19 protein-coding genes are annotated in these 18465 nt (G+C 56.7%); 5 read left to right on the plus strand and 14 right to left on the minus strand.

Annotated elements, in window-relative coordinates; all coding sequences use genetic code 11:
- Window positions 1-768, minus strand: a complete 768-nt coding sequence (gene tpiA / locus GV764_RS07345) for a triose-phosphate isomerase (protein ID WP_161659574.1) — start codon at window positions 766-768, stop codon at window positions 1-3.
- 107 nt (window positions 769-875) lie between these two features.
- Complete coding sequence (locus tag GV764_RS07350) at window positions 876-1472, minus strand: DUF1454 family protein (protein WP_161659614.1); 597 nt, start codon at window positions 1470-1472, stop codon at window positions 876-878.
- A gap of 113 nt (window positions 1473-1585) precedes the next feature.
- Between GV764_RS07350 and GV764_RS07355 the strand changes: the two genes are divergently transcribed.
- On the plus strand, window positions 1586-2005 hold the full coding sequence (locus tag GV764_RS07355; protein ID WP_161659575.1) for a DUF805 domain-containing protein: 420 nt from the start codon (window positions 1586-1588) through the stop codon (window positions 2003-2005).
- A 1-nt stretch (window position 2006) separates the two neighbouring features.
- On the opposite strand, the gene fpr is transcribed toward GV764_RS07355, so the two are convergent.
- The 4 genes from fpr to GV764_RS07375 form a co-directional block, all read right to left on the minus strand.
- Entirely contained in the window at window positions 2007-2753 is a 747-nt protein-coding gene (gene fpr / locus GV764_RS07360) for a ferredoxin--NADP(+) reductase (RefSeq protein ID WP_161659576.1), read from the minus strand.
- A gap of 93 nt (window positions 2754-2846) precedes the next feature.
- Window positions 2847-3857, minus strand: coding sequence for a class II fructose-bisphosphatase (glpX, locus tag GV764_RS07365; RefSeq protein ID WP_161659577.1), 1011 nt, complete (start codon window positions 3855-3857; stop codon window positions 2847-2849).
- Between the two features lie 116 nt (window positions 3858-3973).
- On the minus strand, window positions 3974-5479 hold the full coding sequence (glpK, locus tag GV764_RS07370) for a glycerol kinase GlpK (RefSeq protein WP_161659578.1): 1506 nt from the start codon (window positions 5477-5479) through the stop codon (window positions 3974-3976).
- 22 nt (window positions 5480-5501) lie between these two features.
- Entirely contained in the window at window positions 5502-6353 is an 852-nt protein-coding gene (locus tag GV764_RS07375; RefSeq protein ID WP_161659579.1) for an MIP/aquaporin family protein, read from the minus strand.
- A gap of 416 nt (window positions 6354-6769) precedes the next feature.
- Here GV764_RS07375 and zapB point away from each other — a divergent pair, with 416 nt between their 5' ends.
- Window positions 6770-7015, plus strand: a complete 246-nt coding sequence (gene zapB / locus GV764_RS07380) for a septal ring assembly protein ZapB (RefSeq protein WP_125294945.1) — start codon at window positions 6770-6772, stop codon at window positions 7013-7015.
- Between the two features lie 164 nt (window positions 7016-7179).
- Window positions 7180-7998, plus strand: a complete 819-nt coding sequence (gene nlpA / locus GV764_RS07385; RefSeq protein ID WP_161659580.1) for a lipoprotein NlpA — start codon at window positions 7180-7182, stop codon at window positions 7996-7998.
- A gap of 45 nt (window positions 7999-8043) precedes the next feature.
- On the opposite strand, the gene rraA is transcribed toward nlpA, so the two are convergent.
- From rraA to priA, 7 genes are all read right to left on the minus strand, one after another.
- Window positions 8044-8529 carry a ribonuclease E activity regulator RraA gene (gene rraA, locus GV764_RS07390; protein ID WP_161659581.1) on the minus strand — a complete coding sequence of 162 codons (486 nt, stop codon included), beginning with the start codon at window positions 8527-8529 and terminating at the stop codon, window positions 8044-8046.
- Between the two features lie 92 nt (window positions 8530-8621).
- On the minus strand, window positions 8622-9551 hold the full coding sequence (gene menA / locus GV764_RS07395; protein ID WP_161659582.1) for a 1,4-dihydroxy-2-naphthoate polyprenyltransferase: 930 nt from the start codon (window positions 9549-9551) through the stop codon (window positions 8622-8624).
- Window positions 9552-9723: 172 nt separating this feature from the next.
- On the minus strand, window positions 9724-11055 hold the full coding sequence (gene hslU / locus GV764_RS07400; protein WP_161659583.1) for an HslU--HslV peptidase ATPase subunit: 1332 nt from the start codon (window positions 11053-11055) through the stop codon (window positions 9724-9726).
- Between the two features lie 9 nt (window positions 11056-11064).
- Complete coding sequence (gene hslV, locus GV764_RS07405) at window positions 11065-11595, minus strand: ATP-dependent protease subunit HslV (protein WP_002436777.1); 531 nt, start codon at window positions 11593-11595, stop codon at window positions 11065-11067.
- An 88-nt stretch (window positions 11596-11683) separates the two neighbouring features.
- Complete coding sequence (ftsN, locus tag GV764_RS07410) at window positions 11684-12691, minus strand: cell division protein FtsN (protein WP_161659584.1); 1008 nt, start codon at window positions 12689-12691, stop codon at window positions 11684-11686.
- Between the two features lie 88 nt (window positions 12692-12779).
- Complete coding sequence (cytR, locus tag GV764_RS07415) at window positions 12780-13814, minus strand: DNA-binding transcriptional regulator CytR (RefSeq protein WP_161659585.1); 1035 nt, start codon at window positions 13812-13814, stop codon at window positions 12780-12782.
- Window positions 13815-13972: 158 nt separating this feature from the next.
- Window positions 13973-16168 carry a primosomal protein N' gene (priA, locus tag GV764_RS07420; RefSeq protein WP_161659586.1) on the minus strand — a complete coding sequence of 732 codons (2196 nt, stop codon included), beginning with the start codon at window positions 16166-16168 and terminating at the stop codon, window positions 13973-13975.
- A 261-nt stretch (window positions 16169-16429) separates the two neighbouring features.
- Here priA and rpmE point away from each other — a divergent pair, with 261 nt between their 5' ends.
- Window positions 16430-16642: a 50S ribosomal protein L31 gene (gene rpmE / locus GV764_RS07425; RefSeq protein WP_161659587.1), complete on the plus strand. Its 213-nt coding sequence runs from the start codon at window positions 16430-16432 to the stop codon at window positions 16640-16642.
- 54 nt (window positions 16643-16696) lie between these two features.
- Here rpmE and metJ read toward each other — a convergent pair whose 3' ends face one another.
- Window positions 16697-17014 carry a met regulon transcriptional regulator MetJ gene (metJ, locus tag GV764_RS07430; RefSeq protein WP_015966498.1) on the minus strand — a complete coding sequence of 106 codons (318 nt, stop codon included), beginning with the start codon at window positions 17012-17014 and terminating at the stop codon, window positions 16697-16699.
- Between the two features lie 290 nt (window positions 17015-17304).
- Between metJ and metB the strand changes: the two genes are divergently transcribed.
- Window positions 17305-18465 carry a cystathionine gamma-synthase gene (metB, locus tag GV764_RS07435; RefSeq protein WP_161659588.1) on the plus strand — a complete coding sequence of 387 codons (1161 nt, stop codon included), beginning with the start codon at window positions 17305-17307 and terminating at the stop codon, window positions 18463-18465.

An 18465-nucleotide genomic window follows, 5' to 3' on the forward strand; every position in this document is an offset into this window, starting at 1 on the left:
TTACGCTTTTTTCGCTTCAGCCGCCGCTTTGACGATGACCGCAAACGCGTCCGCTTTCAGGGATGCGCCGCCTACCAGCGCGCCGTCGATGTCCGGCTGGGTGAACAGCTCTGCCGCGTTCGCCGCGTTAACGGAACCGCCGTACTGAATGATCACCTGGTTAGCGATATCAGCATCAACTTTCGCGATATGGTCACGGATGAATTTATGAACCGCCTGCGCCTGCGCCGGGGTTGCAGATTTGCCGGTACCAATAGCCCACACGGGCTCATACGCGATAACCACGCCTTCGAACGCGCTCGCGCCCTGGGTTTTCAGCACCGCGTCGATCTGACGTGCGCAAACTTCTTCAGTTTTGCCCGCTTCGTTTTCCGCTTCGGTTTCACCGATGCACAGAACCGGGATCAGGCCCTGCTCTTTCAGCACGGCGAATTTTTTAGCGATGAATTCGTCGGATTCAGCGTGATAAGTACGACGCTCAGAGTGACCGATGATGATGTATTTTGCGCCGATGTCTTTGAGCATTTCGGCAGAGGTTTCGCCGGTGAATGCGCCAGACAGGTTAACGTCAACGTTTTGCGCGCCGAGGGCGATCTGGCTGCCGGATACGGCATGTTTAGCCTGATCCAGATAGATTGCCGGCGGGGCAATCGCCACACCGCAGCCGTCCACGCCAGAAAGCTCTTTACGCAGGTTGGCGATCAGCTCGTTTACCATATGGCGGCTGCCGTTCAGTTTCCAGTTACCCATCACTAATGGATGTCGCATTTCAATTCTCCACGCGGTCAAGCGAATTAAGGAAGATTGCTGCCATTCCGGCAGCGCGGTCTGTCAAACAGTATAGAGATTCACGCCTGGAATGGCTTTGCTTTTTGTCATTTATTGTTTCCTTCCAGGTTTTCAGATAGCGCCAGCTTAATCGGTTCAATGGCGAAAGTTAGCCCTTTTTCGCCGTTATCTGCCACCACATAGCGGATGGACCCTTCGGTCTGCTGAGAGTAACGTTTGTTTTTCGCGGCAGTCAGCAGCGTGGTTATCTTTTTCTGACTTTGCGCTTTACTCAAAGGAGTAAAAACGCGCATCACCGCCGCCATGTACTCCAGCGCTTTGGCTTTAGCGGCTTTTTGTTCTGGCCCCTGGATCGGCAGCCAGGTGATTTGCATGGATTTTATCTTCAGCGTCCCGCGCTCCAGGGCGCTGGAGGCGTACAGATTCTCATTGATCTTGGTGGCGGCGCGGGTAATCGCGTCTTTATCCTGGCTTGAGGTAATGGCGCGGAACTCGCTGAGCGCCAGCGGGGCGCTATCCTGATTAAATTTTTCGCGGAACTGGGAAATCGTCAGGTCGAAAGAGGGCGCGCCAGGCAGCAGATAGGGCGCTTTTCCCGGCTGAGTTGCCTCGTCGTTTTCCGGCGCGGCAAGGCCTGCCGCCAGCGGCAAGCAGAGTAAAAGAATGGCGAACAGTGACTTTATCAAACCTGACTCCCGATAACTGGTTACAGCGATTAAAACGATAACGAGGCGGCTTGTCAAAATTGACCGGGTTCAGGGTAAACTACGCGGCATGATGATGATAAGGATAATTTATGACCCTACAGCAATGGCTGTTCTCATTTAAGGGGCGCATCGGGCGTCGCGATTTCTGGATTTGGATTGGTTTATGGATAGTGGCGATGGCGCTGCTGTTTATCCTGGTCGCTAACGGCATTCTGGACGCGCAAACCGGGGCGTTTGTGCTGGTGTGCCTGCTATGGCCGACCTCCGCCGTGGTGGTGAAACGCCTGCACGATCGCGGTAAATCCGGTCTCTGGGCATTATTGATGATTGCGGCGTGGATGCTGCTGGCCGGGAACTGGGCGGTGCTGGGCGGCATGTGGCAGTGGGTAGTGGGGCGCTTTGTTCCCACGCTGATCCTGGTGATGCTGCTGCTCGACCTGGGGGCCTTTATCGGTACCCCCGGCGAGAATAAATACGGTAAAGACACCCTGGATGTGAAGTACCGCTGAGTTACCAGTAGTGCTCCGCCGTCATATGACCCGGGCGGCGACGCAGGTGTTTGGTCATTTGCCGGGTCTCTTTCAGCAACTGCTGGGTATCCCGCACCATCTGCGGGTTACCACACAGCATCACGTGGCTATTTTCAGGCCGCATCGTCAGGCCCACCGCGTTTTCCAGTTCACCGCTATCGATCAGCGCCGGAACGCGCCCGGTCAGCGAGCCTGCAACGGTTTCCCGGCTGACCACGGTCTGGATCCGCAGTTTCCCTTCATAACGCCGCTCAAGCTCCTGCATCAGCGGCAGATAACTTAAATCGGCGGCGTAACGCGCGGCATGGACCAGAACGATGTGGTTAAAGCGCTCCAGATCTTTGCCGTACTGGAGAATCGACAGATAAGGGCCGATGGCGGTGCCGGTGGCCAGCATCCACAGCGTGTCGCAGTCCGGCACTTCTTCCAGCACGAAAAATCCCGCCGCGTCGCTGACGATATTGATTTCATCGCCAGGCTGCATGACGTGCAGATGCGGGCTGAGTTTGCCTTCCGGCACGTTGACCAGATAAAACTCCAGCGCCGGGTTATCGGGCGCATTCACGTAAGAGTAGGCGCGTTGCACCCGTTCGCCGTCGATCTCCAGCCCCAGCTTGGCGAACTGCCCGGCCGTAAACGGGGCGACCGGCGCGTCGATGGTGAGACTAAACAGTGCGTCCGTCCAGTGTTGTACCTGTGTGACTTTGCCTTTTACCCATTCCGCCATGATTTACTCCACCGATGAATACCCGTTAATCTTGCTGAGATAAGCCGCAGATTTCCAGCCCTGACGGGCCGGAAAGCTCATTCAGACAAACGATTACAGTATATGCGCCTGTACGTTGGCGTCTTTGCGATCGAGATAATGAATGGATTTAATGCGGCGAATGGTGCGTGATTTGCCGCGGATCAGCAGCGTTTCCGTGGTGGCGATATTCCCTTTGCGGCTGATGCCGTCCAGCAAATCGCCTTTAGTGATGCCGGTCGCCGAGAAAATCACATTATCGCTGCGCGCCATATCGTCAAGGCGCAATACGCTGTTGGCTTCAATACCCATCGCTTTACAGCGCTTAAGCTCCTGTTCGCCGATGCGGCGATTCTCTTCGCTGTCGCCTTTCACCTGATGACGCGCCAGCAGGCGGCCATGCATATCGCCATCCAGCGCGCGGATCACCGCTGCGGAAACCACGCCTTCCGGCGCGCCGCCGATGCCGTACAGCGCGTCCACTTCGCTATCGGGCATACAGGTTAAAATCGAGGCCGCTACGTCGCCGTCCGGGATAGCGAAAACGCGCACGCCAAGCTGCTGCATTTCAGCGATTGTTTCATCGTGACGCGGCTTCGCCAGAATGGTGACGGTGAGCTCGCTGAGCGGCTTATTCAGCGCCTGGGCGATGTTTTGCAGGTTAGCGGCGAGTGGCAGGTTGAGGTCGATAACGCCTTTCGCGCCCGGGCCGACAATCAGCTTTTCCATGTACATATCCGGGGCGTTGAGGAACGTGCCTTTATCGCCCACCGCCAGTACCGCCAGCGCGTTGGCCTGGCCCATTGCCGTCATGCGCGTGCCTTCAATCGGGTCGACTGCGATGTCCACCGCGTCGCCCTGGCCGGTGCCCACGCGCTCGCCGATATACAGCATTGGCGCTTCGTCGATTTCTCCTTCGCCGATAACAATCTGCCCGTCGATATTGACCTGGTTGAGCATAATGCGCATGGCGTGGACCGCCGCGCCGTCAGCGGTGTTTTTATCTCCACGGCCTAACCATTTGTAACCCGCCAGGGCGGCGGCTTCGGTGACGCGGGAAAATTCGATGGCAAGTTCTCGTCTCATAGCTCACTCATTCACAAAAGAAATTGTTGCGGAGTGTAGCACAGGGGGGATAAGGCTGAAATTTGCACGCGGAAGGGAAAGAAAAAGGGACGCCAGCGGCGTCCCTGAGGTGTTGATTAGTCGTGCTCTTCCCACGCCAGCGCGCGTTTGACGGCTTTCTTCCAGCCTGCATAACGGTAGTTACGCTCGGTGGTTTCGATGCCCGGACGGAATTCGCGTTCAATGACCGCTTTTTCCTGCAATTCGTCCAGATTCTGCCAGAAACCGACCGCCAGACCGGCGAGGTACGCCGCGCCCAGCGCGGTGACTTCACGCACTTCCGGGCGCTCAACGCGGGTGCCCAGAATGTCGGACTGGAACTGCATCAGGAAGTTGTTGGCGACCGCGCCGCCGTCCACGCGCAGGGCGTGCAGACGAATGCCGGAGTCCGCCTGCATCGCTTCCAGTACGTCGCGGGTCTGGAAGGCGATAGATTCCAGGGTTGCGCGGATGATATGGCAGGAATTGACGCCGCGCGTCAGGCCGAAGATCGCGCCACGGGCATACGGGTCCCAGTACGGCGCGCCAAGCCCGGTGAATGCCGGAACCACGTAGACGCCATTGGTGTCCTTCACTTTGTTGGCGAAGTATTCAGAGTCGAACGCGTCGTTGATCAGTTTCATCTCGTCGCGCAGCCACTGGATGGATGCTCCCGCCATAAACACCGCGCCTTCCAGCGCATAGTTCACTTCGCCGCTCGGACCGCAGGCGATAGTGGTCAGCAGGCCGTTTTCCGATGCCACGGCTTTTTCGCCGGTATTCATCAGCATAAAGCAGCCGGTGCCGTAGGTGTTTTTCGCCATGCCTTCTTTAACGCACAGCTGGCCGAACAGCGCTGCCTGCTGGTCGCCCGCGATACCGGCGATAGGAATACGGGTGCCGCCTTTACCGCCGATATTGGTCTGGCCGTAAACTTCGGAAGATTTACGCACTTCCGGCAGCATGGCGCGCGGGATATCCAGCACTTCCAGCATGCGGTCGTCCCAGTCCAGGCTGTGAATGTTGAACAGCATGGTACGGGAGGCGTTGGTGTAATCGGTGACGTGAACGCGTCCCTGGGTCATTTTCCAGATAAGCCAGGTATCCACGGTGCCGAACAGCAACTCGCCGCGGCGGGCGCGTTCGCGGGAGCCTTCAACGTGATCGAGGATCCACTTCACTTTGGTGCCGGAGAAGTACGGGTCCACCACCAGGCCGGTGTTTTTACGGATGTAGTCTTCCATGCCGTCGCGCTTGAGCTGCTCGCAGATGTCCGCAGTACGACGGCACTGCCAGACGATGGCGTTATAAATCGGCTTGCCGGTTTCGCGCTCCCAGACAATGGCGGTTTCACGCTGGTTGGTAATACCAATGCCGGCGATTTCATCAGAGCTGATATCGGCTTTCGCCAGCACTTCGACTAACACCGAGCTTTGGGTAGCCCAAATTTCCATCGGGTCATGTTCAACCCAGCCAGCTTTCGGGTAGATCTGCTGAAATTCACGCTGTGACACGCTCACGATGTTCGCGCTGTGATCCATTACCACGGCGCGAGAGCTGGTGGTGCCCTGGTCGAGCGCAACGATATATTTTTTCTCAGTCATGTTTCTTGTCCCTTCAGTCTTATTACAGCGTAGCTTTTTGTTGCGCGCTGGAGGTTGCCGATTCTTTATCATCTTCCACAGCGCAGACATCGCAAGGTAAGTGGCGGCCAATCAGTTTACGATAACCGAAGGCCCCTAATGCTGCACCTGCCACCGGGCCGAGCAGCGGCACCAGGAAGTAAGGAATATCTTTCGCGCCGGTAAAGGCGACGTTGCCCCAGCCGGCGAGCCAGGCGAAGGCTTTCGGACCGATATCACGCGCCGGGTTCATCGCGAAGCCGGTCAGCGGGCCCATGGACGCACCGATCACGGCGATTAGCAGGCCGATCAACAACGGGCCGAGCGGGCCGCGCGGAATGCCGTTACCGTCATCCGTGAGCGCCAGGATCAGTCCCATCAGAATCGCCGTGATCACCATTTCGACGGCAAAGGCCTGGAAGAAGTTGATGTGCGGGTTAGGATAGGTTGAGAACACGCCTGCCAGGTCAAGGCTTTCAACGCTGCCGCGCACCATATTGTGAGTCTGTTCGTAATCGTAGAAAAGATTGTAATAAAGCCCGTAAACCAACGCGGCGGCGCAAAAGGCGCCTGCAAATTGAGACACAATGTAGGGGACGACTTTACGTTTATCAAAGCAAGCAAATAGCCACAGCGCAAGCGTGACGGCTGGGTTGAGGTGAGCGCCGGATACGCCCGCGGTCAGGTAGATAGCCATGGCTACCCCTAATCCCCAAATCACGCTGATTTCCCACTGGCCGAAGCTGGCACCCGCCACTTTTAACGCGGCGACGCAGCCCACACCAAAGAAAATCAACAACCCGGTACCGAGGAACTCGGCGATGCACTGGCCTTTTAAGGTTGATGTTTGACTCATAATCGGGTCCTGAAGGTAAAAGTGATGATTATTGTTATTTCGGGTGCGATATCACCCGTTATGTCCTGTAGACATGGTGTTAATTTATCGTTAACGAGCAAAAACGAGAAATATCGAAATTAAAATGTGTGTAGCGCGTCAATAAAACGCGCGTTTTCGCGCGAATTTTGCTGGGGGCGCGCACGAAATTCTGCATCGCGATTTGGTGTCATTTGTTAACATTTGCCGGAGAGAGCGTCAGAACCCGTTCGGCATAGACTGAAAAGTGTTGCATTTCGCAAACAGCATGGTGTGCTGCTGGACACTGGCGGCAACGCTCCATACAATCGGACTCATGTGGTGCGCACGTATTAATAAGGCGTCACCGGAGACGGTAGGGATAGCATTCTATCAACGCCTTGCAATTCTGGAGAGGTATGACGATGTCATTTGAAGTGTTTGAGAAACTGGAAGCGAAAGTACAGCAGGCTGTTGATACCATCACCCTGTTACAGATGGAAATCGAAGAGCTGAAAGAAAAGAACAACAGCCTGGCGCAGGAAGTGCAACACGCGCAGGGCAGCCGTGAAGAGCTGGAGCGCGAAAACCACCAGCTTAAAGAACAACAGCACGTGTGGCAGGAACGTTTGCAGGCGTTGCTGGGCCGCATGGAAGAAGTGTAATTACCTCTCCCGCATAAAAGGCACCGTTTCGGTGCCTTTTTTGTGGCGTCATCCCGCTTATGCTTTTTTCTTCTTGCCCATTCCTTTTCGTTTTTTATCCCGCTTCGCTAATCTCGCTATAGTCGTTTTCTGGCGGAATTGATGCGTAAACAAGGATAACAAAAATGAAACTGGGGATGTCTCGTGGCCGGATGGCCGCTACGGTACTGCTGACCGGCCTGCTGCTGGCGGGATGCGACCAACAAAGCGATAGCGCTAAACACATCAAAGTGGGCGTCATTAACGGCGCGGAACAGGATGTGGCGGAAGTGGCTAAAAAGGTCGCGAAAGAGAAATACGATCTGGATGTGGAGCTGGTGGGCTTCAGCGGGTCGCTGCTGCCGAACGATGCCACCAACCAGGGCGAACTGGATGCTAACGTGTTTCAGCATCGTCCCTTCCTCGAACAGGACAACAACGCGCACAACTATAAACTGGTGGCGGTCGGCAATACCTTTGTCTTCCCGATGGCCGGTTATTCCCGCCAGATTAAATCGGTTGATGAATTAAAAGATGGCGCAACCGTTGCGATCCCTAACGACCCGACTAACCTGGGCCGCGCGCTGCTGCTGTTACAGAAAGAGAAGTTGATTACCCTCAAGCCGGATACCGGCCTGCTGCCGACGGCGCTGGATATTACCGATAACCCGCGCCATCTGAAAATCATGGAGCTGGAAGGCGCGCAGCTGCCGCGCGTGCTGGACGATCCGAAAGTCGACGTGGCGATCATCAGCACCACCTACATCCAGCAGCTGAACCTGTCGCCGGTGCATGACAGCGTGTTTATCGAAGACAAAAACTCGCCGTATGTAAACATCATCGTGACGCGTGAAGACAATAAAGACGCGGAAAACGTGAAGAAATTTATTCAGTCGTATCAGTCGCCGGAAGTGGCGCAGGCGGCGGAGAAAATCTTTAACGGCGGGGCGGTGCCGGGCTGGTAACTGAAAACAATCAGGCCATCCGTTACGGGATGGCCTGAACGAGGATTATTCGATATCGAGCGGGTCTTCGGAAAGGATCATACCGGTGTTATCGGCATACAAATGGTCGCCGGAGAAGAAGGTCACACCGCCGAAATTGACGCGCACATCGCTTTCACCAATGCCTTCGCCGGACGCGCCAACCGGAATGGCGGCCAGGGCCTGAATGCCGAGGTCCAGCTCTTCCAGATCGTCCACCTGGCGCACCGCACCGTAGATGACTATGCCTTCCCATTCGTTTTGCACCGCCAGACGCGCCAGTTCGGCGTCAAGCAACGCGCGACGAACGGAACCGCCGCCGTCCACCAGTAAAATGCGTCCGCGGCCATTTTGCTCGAGTAGCTCGTACAGCAACCCGTTGTCCTCGAAACATTTCACGGTAATGATCTGTCCGCCAAAAGATGAGCGCCCGCCGAAGTTGGAGAACAGCGGCTCCACCACATTGACTTCTTCATGATAAATGTCACAAAGCTCAGAAGTATCGTATTTCATAGGCTTAAGGTTTCGTTGCTGCGAGAATTTTCAGTATATCGCTTTCAGGCGATTGTTGGCAAAATCATCAATTGTTAATTGATATTTGTCAGTTAAAAATGAGCCTGACTCAAAATAACACCTATTGCAAACAACAGGTTAGTGAGTAGCGCGCCCTTGACGGTACGTTCCAGCATCGGACGCATCGCCAGCGGATCGCGCTCCCGTACCACGTATTGCGCCTGTCTGACCAGCATCGGCGCCGCCAGAATAAACAGCCAGCCCCACGGGCTTTGCAGTGAAAACAGGTTAAACAGCGCCAGGCACACCAGCGTGCCGATCAGCAAAAATGCGTGATAGCGCCGGGCGCGCGCCGGGCCAAGCCGTACCGCCAGGGTGTTTTTACCGTTGATACGGTCGCTGTCGATATCGCGCAGGTTGTTGATGTTCAACACGGCGGTCGCCAGCAGGCCACAGGCGGTGGCGGGCAGGAAAATCGCCGGGATCAGGGTATGCGCCTGCAGATACCAGGTGCCCATCACGCTCAGCCAGCCAAAGAAAATCAGTACCGAAATATCCCCAAGGCCGAGATAGCCGTAAGGGCGGGTGCCCACCGTATAGGTGATGGCGGCGATAATCGACAGTAACCCCAGCAGCAAAAATCCTAAAAAGTCGCTGAAGGTGCGGCAGGCGACCCATACCAGCGCCAGGCCGGACAGGCAGATCAGCGCCACGGTGATGATTAACGCACGTTTCATCTGAGCCTGGGTAATTACGCCCTTTTGCATCCCGCGCAGCGGCCCGATACGGTCCGGCTTATCGCTGCCTTTTACCGCATCGCCATAGTCATTGGCGAGATTGGACAGGATTTGCAGCAGGCCCGCCGTGAGTAACGCAAGGAAAGCGACGACCGGATCGAAGACGCCCTGCCACCAGGCGAGCGCGCTACCGACCACAATGGAGGCGAACGCGAGGGGAAGGGTACGTGGGCGCAGGCTTTCCAGCCAGGCTTGCGTACGGCTCAGTGATTGTGAGTCAGTCATAGTAAGCGAACCAATAAAAAATGGGGGCGAATTGCCCCCATCGTAAATGATGAAATTGCACTGAGCGCGATTATAACCACAACAACCGCTAAGTTGCAGAGGTGTCGCCGAACTCTGTTAAGCGAGACGTGTGAGCCACCTCTTTTTGGGTATAACGCCAACAAACAGGCAATTACAGAATGAAGCGGCTCAAATCTTCATCCGCAACCAGCTCATCCAGATGCTTACCAACGTATTCCGCATCAATGATGATGGTCTGGCCGTTGAGATCGCTGGCGTCGTAGGAGATCTCTTCCATCAGACGTTCCAGCACGGTATGCAGACGACGCGCGCCGATGTTTTCAGTGCTTTCGTTAACCTGCCACGCCGCCTGAGCGATGCGTTTGATGCCATCGTCAGTGAAGTCGATATTCACGCCTTCGGTCGCCATCAGCGCTTTGTACTGAACGGTGACAGACGCGTTCGGCTCGGTCAGGATACGTTCAAAGTCCTCTGCCGTCAGCGCCTGAAGCTCAACGCGGATCGGCAGACGGCCCTGCAATTCCGGGATCAGGTCAGACGGGCTGGCCACCTGGAACGCGCCGGAGGCGATAAACAGGATATGGTCAGTTTTGACCATGCCGTGTTTGGTGGATACCGTACAGCCTTCCACCAGCGGCAGCAGGTCGCGCTGTACGCCTTCACGGGATACGTCCGGACCCGACACGTTACCGCGCTTACAGATTTTATCGATCTCATCGATAAACACGATGCCGTGCTGTTCAACCGCGTCAATCGCGTCTTGCTTCAGTTCTTCCGGGTTCACCAGCTTGGCGGCTTCTTCTTCCACCAGCAGCTTCATCGCGTCTTTGATTTTCAGCTTACGCGGCTTCTGCTTTTGCCCGCCCAGGTTCTGGAACATGGACTGCAACTGGTTAGTCATCTCTTCCATACCCGGAGGCGCCATGATTTCTACGCCCATCGGCGCAGCGGCGAGATTGATTTCGATCTCTTTATCATCCAGCTGGCCTTCGCGCAGCTTCTTGCGGAAGGACTGACGCGCCGCGGAAGGCTCCTGCGCCTGCTCCGCCTGGCCCCAGTTGTTTTTAGCCGGCGGGATCAGCACGTCCAGAATGCGCTCTTCCGCCATCTCTTCGGCGCGATAGCGGTTCTTTTCGATGGACTGCATGCGCACCATTTTAATCGCGGCATCGGTCAGATCGCGGATAATGGAATCCACTTCTTTACCCACATAACCCACTTCGGTGAATTTCGTGGCTTCGACTTTGATGAACGGCGCATGGGCCAGTTTAGCCAGACGACGGGCGATTTCGGTTTTACCCACGCCGGTCGGGCCGATCATCAGAATGTTTTTCGGCGTGACTTCATGACGCAGCTCTTCATCAAGCTGCATACGGCGCCAGCGGTTACGCAGCGCGATGGCGACAGAACGCTTCGCCGCGTCCTGGCCGATAATGTGTTTGTCGAGTTCGCTGACAATTTCGCGTGGGGTCATTTCAGACATGGGAAATCCTTACGCTTTAGAGGAGAGTTCTTCGATGGTCAGGAAGTGGTTGGTGTAGATGCAAATATCACCTGCAATCCCCAGCGACTTCTCAACAATTTCACGGGCGTTCAGTTCGGTGTTTTCCAGCAGCGCGCGCGCTGCGGCCTGGGCATACGGGCCGCCGGAACCAATCGCGATCAGGTCGTTTTCCGGCTGGATCACATCGCCGTTACCGGTGATGATCAGGGATGCGGTTTCATCCGCCACCGCCAGCAGCGCTTCCAGACGGCGCAGCATACGGTCGGTACGCCAGTCTTTGGCAAGCTCAACCGCCGCTTTCACCAGATGGCCCTGATGCATTTCCAGTTTGCGTTCGAAGAGTTCAAACAGCGTGAAGGCGTCCGCCGTACCGCCCGCGAAACCTGCGATGACTTTATCATTGTAAAGACGACGCACTTTTTTGACGTTGCCTTTCATGACGGTATTGCCCAGTGTGGCCTGTCCATCGCCACCAATCACCACCTGTCCGTTGCGGCGTACGCTTACTATTGTTGTCACTGACAGACCCCTTTTCGATAGCTGAATACAGGCCCCGCGCCAGGCGCGGGGCAGAATGCAATTATAGATGGGGGGTGTTTTGGGGGTTTCAACCCCCAGCGGCGAGACGAATGCAGTTAGTGTGACCGGCGAGCTTCAGGCGGGTAAGGGTGCCGTCGGCGTTGTCTTTGCCTTTCACCGGGCCGATCACCACGCGGTTCCAGCCATTATTGGCGGTAATGCGTGAATCAAAGCCCTCAAATGCCAGCTGCGCCCGCACGGTTTCCGCCTGCTCGGCGCCTTTAAATGAACCGCACTGCACCATCCAGCGGCGTTCATCTTTTTTCTCGGCGGCCGGTTTTTCCGGCGTGGTGTCGCGGGTGACCGGCGCGGCCTGGGCGGTGGCCTTCGGCTGCGCGGGCTCACGCTGCGCGGTGTGCGGCGGCGTTTGCAGTAGATCCTGGTAAGGCTGCTGGCTGGCCGTTGTCCGGTTGGTCTGCGGCGCGGCAGGCTTCTGCGTTTGCGTGCTGCGTACCGGCTGCTCCTGGACTGTGGCGGCGCGCACCGGCTGGGTTTGCTGGTACGGTTGTTCGACGCGCGGCGGGGTACGCTGCTGCTGCGCAACGGTATTCTGCTGTTGGAGCTGTTTCTGGCGCTGTAGCGTTTGCTGGCGCTGGGCAGGGGTTTGCTCGTTCCACGGCACCTCGTTGAGCTGCGTGGGCTGCTGGCGCATATCCGCCTGCATTTGCGCCAGTAACTGACGCTGTTCGTTGGTCAGCTGATCCTGATTCATGATCTCCCCACCGGCGGAGGGCTCGGTCGGAGTGCGCACGCCCGGCTGGCGGTTTTCCAGCTCTTTAATATAGCGCCAGCGCTCTTCAGGTTTCGGCGGCAAGCCATTTCCCGTCACTTTGTGACCCGGGATGACCTCGGCTTCTTCAGACTTGTGATGGGTAATAAAGTACAGGCCACCGATAAAGGTCACCAGAACAGCCGCTGCGATAGCGACCATGGCCGGGGAAACGGCAGGCAGGTTACGTTGCTTTTTGCGGGTAGTCGGTTTCTTCCGCCGCGCGGGGCTCGGCTGTCCGCGGCGTACATAATCTCGTTGTGCCACTATCGTTTCGCTGTATTTATTCGTTTATCAGCCCGTCATGTTACTTAAGGGACGGGCTTTTGACCAGTAAGGTGAGTCCTAATCGAAACTATTTTGCCGCCTTGCGGGCCCGCGTGGAGCCGCGCACTTTCAGTTCACAATCCAGCAGGCGCGAGCCGCTGCGCACGATCTGGCCCTGTAGTTGATCGAGCAGCAATAACATCGCCTCGCGGCCAATCTCGAAACGCGGCTGCGAAATCGTGGTTAACGGCGGGTCGCAGAACTCCGCCAGCGCGATGTTATCGAAGCCGACAATCGACAAATCCTCCGGCACTTTATAGCCACGTCGCTTGGCCTGAGAGAGCGCGCCCAGCGCCATCACATCGCTGTGGCAGAAGATCGCCGTCGGCGGATTCGGCAGATTCAGCAGTTGATCCAGCGCCTGCGCGCCGGCGTTAAAGGTGAAATCACCCCGGGCGATATAGTGCGGGTCGACCTGCATCCCGCTGCGGCGCAACGCCTGGACGTAGCCCTGGAGCCGGTAATGGCACAGCGGCATCTCTTCCGGCCCGGCGATACAGGCGATCTGGTCGTGTCCCAGTTCGTGAAGGTAGTTCACGGCGTTGAAAGCGGCGGTCAGGTTATCGATATGCACCGTCGGCAACTCCAGCTCCGGCGCAAATTCGTTAGCCATCACCATCGGCGGCAGATTACGCTGCTCTTCTTTACTGGCGTCAAACGGCAGGCGCGAGCCGAGCAGCAGCATGCCATCGATCTGCTTGGTGATAATCAGGTCAATAAAAGTTTTTTCCTGCTGATTCTGGTGCGCGCAGTCGCCAATCAGGACCAGATACCCTTGATCAGCGGCGGTGACTTCAATGCCGCGAATAATTTCGCTGAAAAAGGGATCGCAGATATCCGGGACAATCACCAGAATGGTACGTGACTCGTTACGTTTTAAGTTGCGGTTCAGAGAGCCAGGCAAATAACCCACGTCAATGGCGGCTTGCTCTACCTTGTTACGGGTAGCCTGAGAGACTTTCTCAGGATTCATTAATGCACGAGATACCGTGGCGGTTGAGACATTTGCCCGCTCGGCAACATCTTTCATGGTTGCGGCAACAACCTGTTTCTTCGGGTTCAACTTCTTCTCCTCGCAAACTATCGCGGGCGCAGCCACATCCTGTGGTCTGGCTTGACCGATCATTCTTATCAGATATTTACCCCGTGCGGTTACAAATATTGCATAAGAAATGTGATCAATATTTTATTTTTCGATCTCTGCCGCATTGTGCTGAAGATTTAGCTTTCGATGGGATCGACATCCAGCGTCCATTTGACTTTGCGCGCCTCGGGCAGCGTGTTTACCAGCGCCAGGCTCTGGCTGAGGATATGTTGCAGCTTCAGGCGGGACGGGTGCTGCAACAGGATCTGCCAGCGAAAGCGCCCGCTGCGCTTTGGCTGCAACGCCGGTACCGGGCCGAGGATCCACAGCTTGTCATCCGCCAGCGGACTGGCCTGCAACAGATTACGCAACTGTTGTAAAAACAGCGGTGCCTGCTGATTGTTATGGTCTTCCGCGCGGATCATCACATGGCTACTGTAAGGCGGAAGCCAGACCTGACTGCGAGTGCGCAGTGCCTCTTCAGCGAAAGCGTCATAACCCTGGCTGAGCAGCGTTTGCAGCAGAGGGTGTTCGGGGTGATGGGTTTGCAGGATCACTTCACCCTGTTTACCCGCGCGTCCGGCGCGTCCGGCGACCTGGGTATACAGCTGGGCGAAACGCTCCGGCGAACGGAAATCCGCCGAGAATAACGCGCCGTCCACGTCTAACAGCGCGACCAGCGTCACATCGGGGAAGTGATGGCCTTTGGCCAGCATTTGGGTGCCAATCAGGATGCGCGCGCCGCCGCGATGCACGTCCGCCAGATGCTGCTCCAGCGCGCCTTTGCGGCTGGTGGTATCGCGGTCAATACGCGACAGCGGCACGCCGGGGAACAACGGGCTTAACGCCTGCTCCAGTTGTTCGGTTCCAAGGCCGACGGGCACGGTATGGGTGGAACCGCACTGCGGGCACTGGCGCGGCACCGGGCGCTGGCTGTCGCAGTGGTGGCAACGCAGCTGGTGCTGCGCCTGATGCAGCGTGTAGTAGTGGTCGCAACGCGGGCATTCGGCAATCCAGCCGCAGTCGTGGCAGAGCAGCGCCGGGGCGAAACCGCGCCGGTTAAGAAATAAGATGACCTGGTTATCGGCCTGAAGATGCTGGCGCATCCGGGCAATCAGCGCCGGGGCGAGGCCCGCCTGCACTGGCTGACCCTTCAAATCCACCAGATGCTGCATCGCCGGGCGCGCATTGCCCGCGCGGCGGGTGAGTTTCAGTTCGCGGTACTTCTTCACCCGAACGTTGTGTAACGTTTCCAGCGCGGGCGTCGCCGAGCCAAGGATGATCGGGATCTGCTCGCGGTGGGCGCGATACACCGCCAGGTCGCGGGCATGGTAGCGCCAGCCTTCCTGCTGTTTATAGGAGCTGTCGTGTTCTTCATCAATAACAATCACGCCCAACTGCTTAAATGGCGTAAACAGCGCCGAGCGGGTGCCGATGACAATCGCCGCTTCGCCGCTTTTCGCCTTCAGCCAGGCCGCCAGCCGCTCGCTGTCGTTCAGGGCCGAGTGCAGCACTTCCACCGGGGCGTTAAACCGTTCCCTGAAACGCGCGATGGTCTGGGGCGTCAGGCCGATTTCCGGCACCAGCACCAGCGCCTGTTTGCCCTGAGCCAGCACGTTTTCCAGCACACTCAGATAAACCTCGGTTTTCCCCGAGCCGGTCACGCCTGCCAGCAGCCAGGCGGAAAACTGATCGGATGCGCTGTGAATTGCCCCCACGGCGGTGGCCTGTTCGGTGTTGAGCCGCAGCCGCTCGCCGGACACGCTAAAGCCAGGCCGCCAGTCGGTTTGCTCAGGCAATTGCGCCCGTAGATCGCACAAGCCTTTGGTGCGTAATGTCTGAAACGTCGCGTCACTCAACTCCATCTCGCTAAGCTGATGGCGCAGAATCGGCTGCTGGCGCAGCAGCGCCAGCGCCTGTTGCTGTTTAGGCGCGCGTTTCAGGCTATTGATATCGATGGTTTGACCATCTTCAGTGGCGTACCAGGTCCAGAGCGGCGTTCCGCTGGCGGGCTTCCCCTGGCGCAACAGCACCGGCAGCGCATGAAACAGCACATCGCCAATCGGATGGTGATAATACTCCGCCGCCCAGAGCAACAGTTGCCATAAGGAAGGGGAAAACAGCGGCTCGTCGTCGAGCAACTCCAGCACCGATTTCAGTTCTTCGCGCGGCAGTTCGCTGTGTTCGCTAACGGCAACCACAATCCCGACGCGCTGTTGCTTGCCGAACGGCACCCGTACGCGACAGCCTGCCGCCACCTGCATCCCTACAGGAAGCAGATAATCAAAAGTGCGGGGCAGCGGCACCGCCAGGGCAATATGGGCAACAGACATCCGGGCTCCCGGCTGAGAAAATGACGGCATAGTGTACACTGTGAGAAAGACAATTTGCGGATCAGTTTGCATACAGTGATTAATTTCTGTATGATTCGCCGCCTTTGATGCACAAAGCGTGCAGTCAAATCGACGTATTTCCCCGGCGCGGTACTGGAGTGAGCACACCCGCAGTGCCCAATGAGACGGGGAATTTATCAACTTCGCGTGGTGTCTGGCGTTAGGGCCGGAAGAGCGACGCGGCCTTCACTGAGGTTTCCCATGAAAAAAGGTATTCACCCGAATTACACTGAAATTACTGCAACCTGTTCTTGCGGTAATGTGATCAAAACTCACTCAACTGTGGGCCACGATCTGAACCTGGACGTTTGTGGCAAATGCCACCCGTTCTACACCGGCAAGCAGCGTGACGTTGCGACCGGTGGCCGTGTTGACCGCTTCAACAAGCGTTTCAGCATCCCGGGCGCTAAATAAGCACCACGGAAAGAAAAGGCGCCGCAAGGCGCCTTTTTTGTATCTGTTTGCCGATCAGTATTCCCACGTCTCCGGGTCGATACCCAACTCACGCATAATCACTTTCGCCTCTTCCGGGATTTCATCGCTGCGCTCTTTACGCAGATCTTCATCATTCGGCAGCGGTTGGCCGGTAAAAGCATGTAAAAACGCTTCACACAGCAGTTCACTGTTGGTGGCGTGACGCAGATTGTTCACCTGACGACGGGTACGTTCATCAGTGAGGATTTTTAACACCTTCAGAGGAATGGAAACCGTAATTTTTTTTACTTGCTCACTCTTCTTACCGTGCTCAGCGTATGGGCTGATATATTCGCCGCTCCATTCAGCCATGTTATACCTTTCATCCTCTCAATATTGATAGTGGACCGGGGCCGGTCTGGCGGGCCGCAGCCATAAACGCGATAGTGCCGCGCACAGGGAATTCCGTCGCACGGCTGCTCTAAACACACAATTTTAACGGCTAATTCAGTTTTGCTCAATCTATACGCAAAGAAGTTTAGATGTCCAGATGTATTGACGTCCATTTCTTCTGTGGTTACTCTGTGGGCAGACTTTGAACCGATTCCCGATTATCCCGCGAAAAGGCCGGGATCAGTCCTTCAGCCAGGAAGCCGCTCAACATGACACGTAAACAGGCCACCATCGCCGTACGCAGTGGATTAAACGATGACGAACAGTACGGCTGCGTTGTCCCGCCCATTCATCTTTCCAGCACCTATAATTTCACCGGCTTTAACGAGCCGCGCGCTCACGACTATTCTCGCCGCGGTAACCCAACGCGCGATGTGACCCAGCGCGCACTGGCGGAACTTGAAGGCGGCGCAGGGGCGGTATTGACCAATACCGGGATGTCGGCGATCCATCTGGTGACCACGGTTTATCTGAACCCGGGCGATCTGCTGGTCGCGCCGCACGACTGTTACGGCGGCAGCTACCGTTTGTTTGATAGCCTGGCGAAACGTGGCTGCTACCGGGTGCTGTTTGTCGATCAACATGATGAAGCGGCATTGAAAGCGGCGCTGGCGGAGAAACCGAAGCTGGTGCTGATCGAAACGCCGAGCAACCCGTTGTTACGCGTGGTCGATATTGAAAAAATCTGCCGCCTGGCACGGGAAGCCGGGGCGGTAAGCGTGGTGGACAACACCTTCCTCAGCCCGGCGCTGCAAAATCCGCTTTCTCTGGGTGCCGATTTAGTGCTGCACTCCTGCACCAAATACCTCAACGGTCATTCCGATGTCGTGGCTGGCGTGGTCATTTCCCGTGATGAAGAGACCGCCGTTAATCTGGCCTGGTGGGCGAATAATATTGGCGTGACCGCCGCGGCGTTTGACAGTTATTTATTACTGCGCGGCCTGCGCACGCTGGTGCCGCGTATGGATATCGCGCAGCGTAACGCGCTGGCGATTGTCGACTATCTGAAGACCCAACCGCTGGTGAAAAAGCTGTATCATCCTTCTCTGCCGGAAAACCAGGGCCATGAGATCGCGGCTCGCCAGCAGAAGGGTTTTGGCGCGATGCTGAGCTTTGAAATCGACGGCGACGAAGAGACGCTGCGCCGCTTCCTTGGCGCGCTTGAGCTGTTTACACTGGCGGAATCGTTAGGCGGGGTGGAAAGCCTGATCTCCCATGCCGCGACCATGACCCATGCGGGCATGGCGCCCGAAGCGCGCGCCGCCGCAGGCATTTCCGAGACGCTGCTGCGCATCTCAACCGGTATTGAAGACAGTGAAGATTTACTTGCTGACCTGGAAAATGGCTTCCGGGCAGCGGCTAAGGGGTAA

This window comes from Atlantibacter hermannii (assembly GCF_009907385.1).
GTDB classification, from domain to species: Bacteria; Pseudomonadota; Gammaproteobacteria; order Enterobacterales; family Enterobacteriaceae; genus Atlantibacter; species Atlantibacter hermannii_A.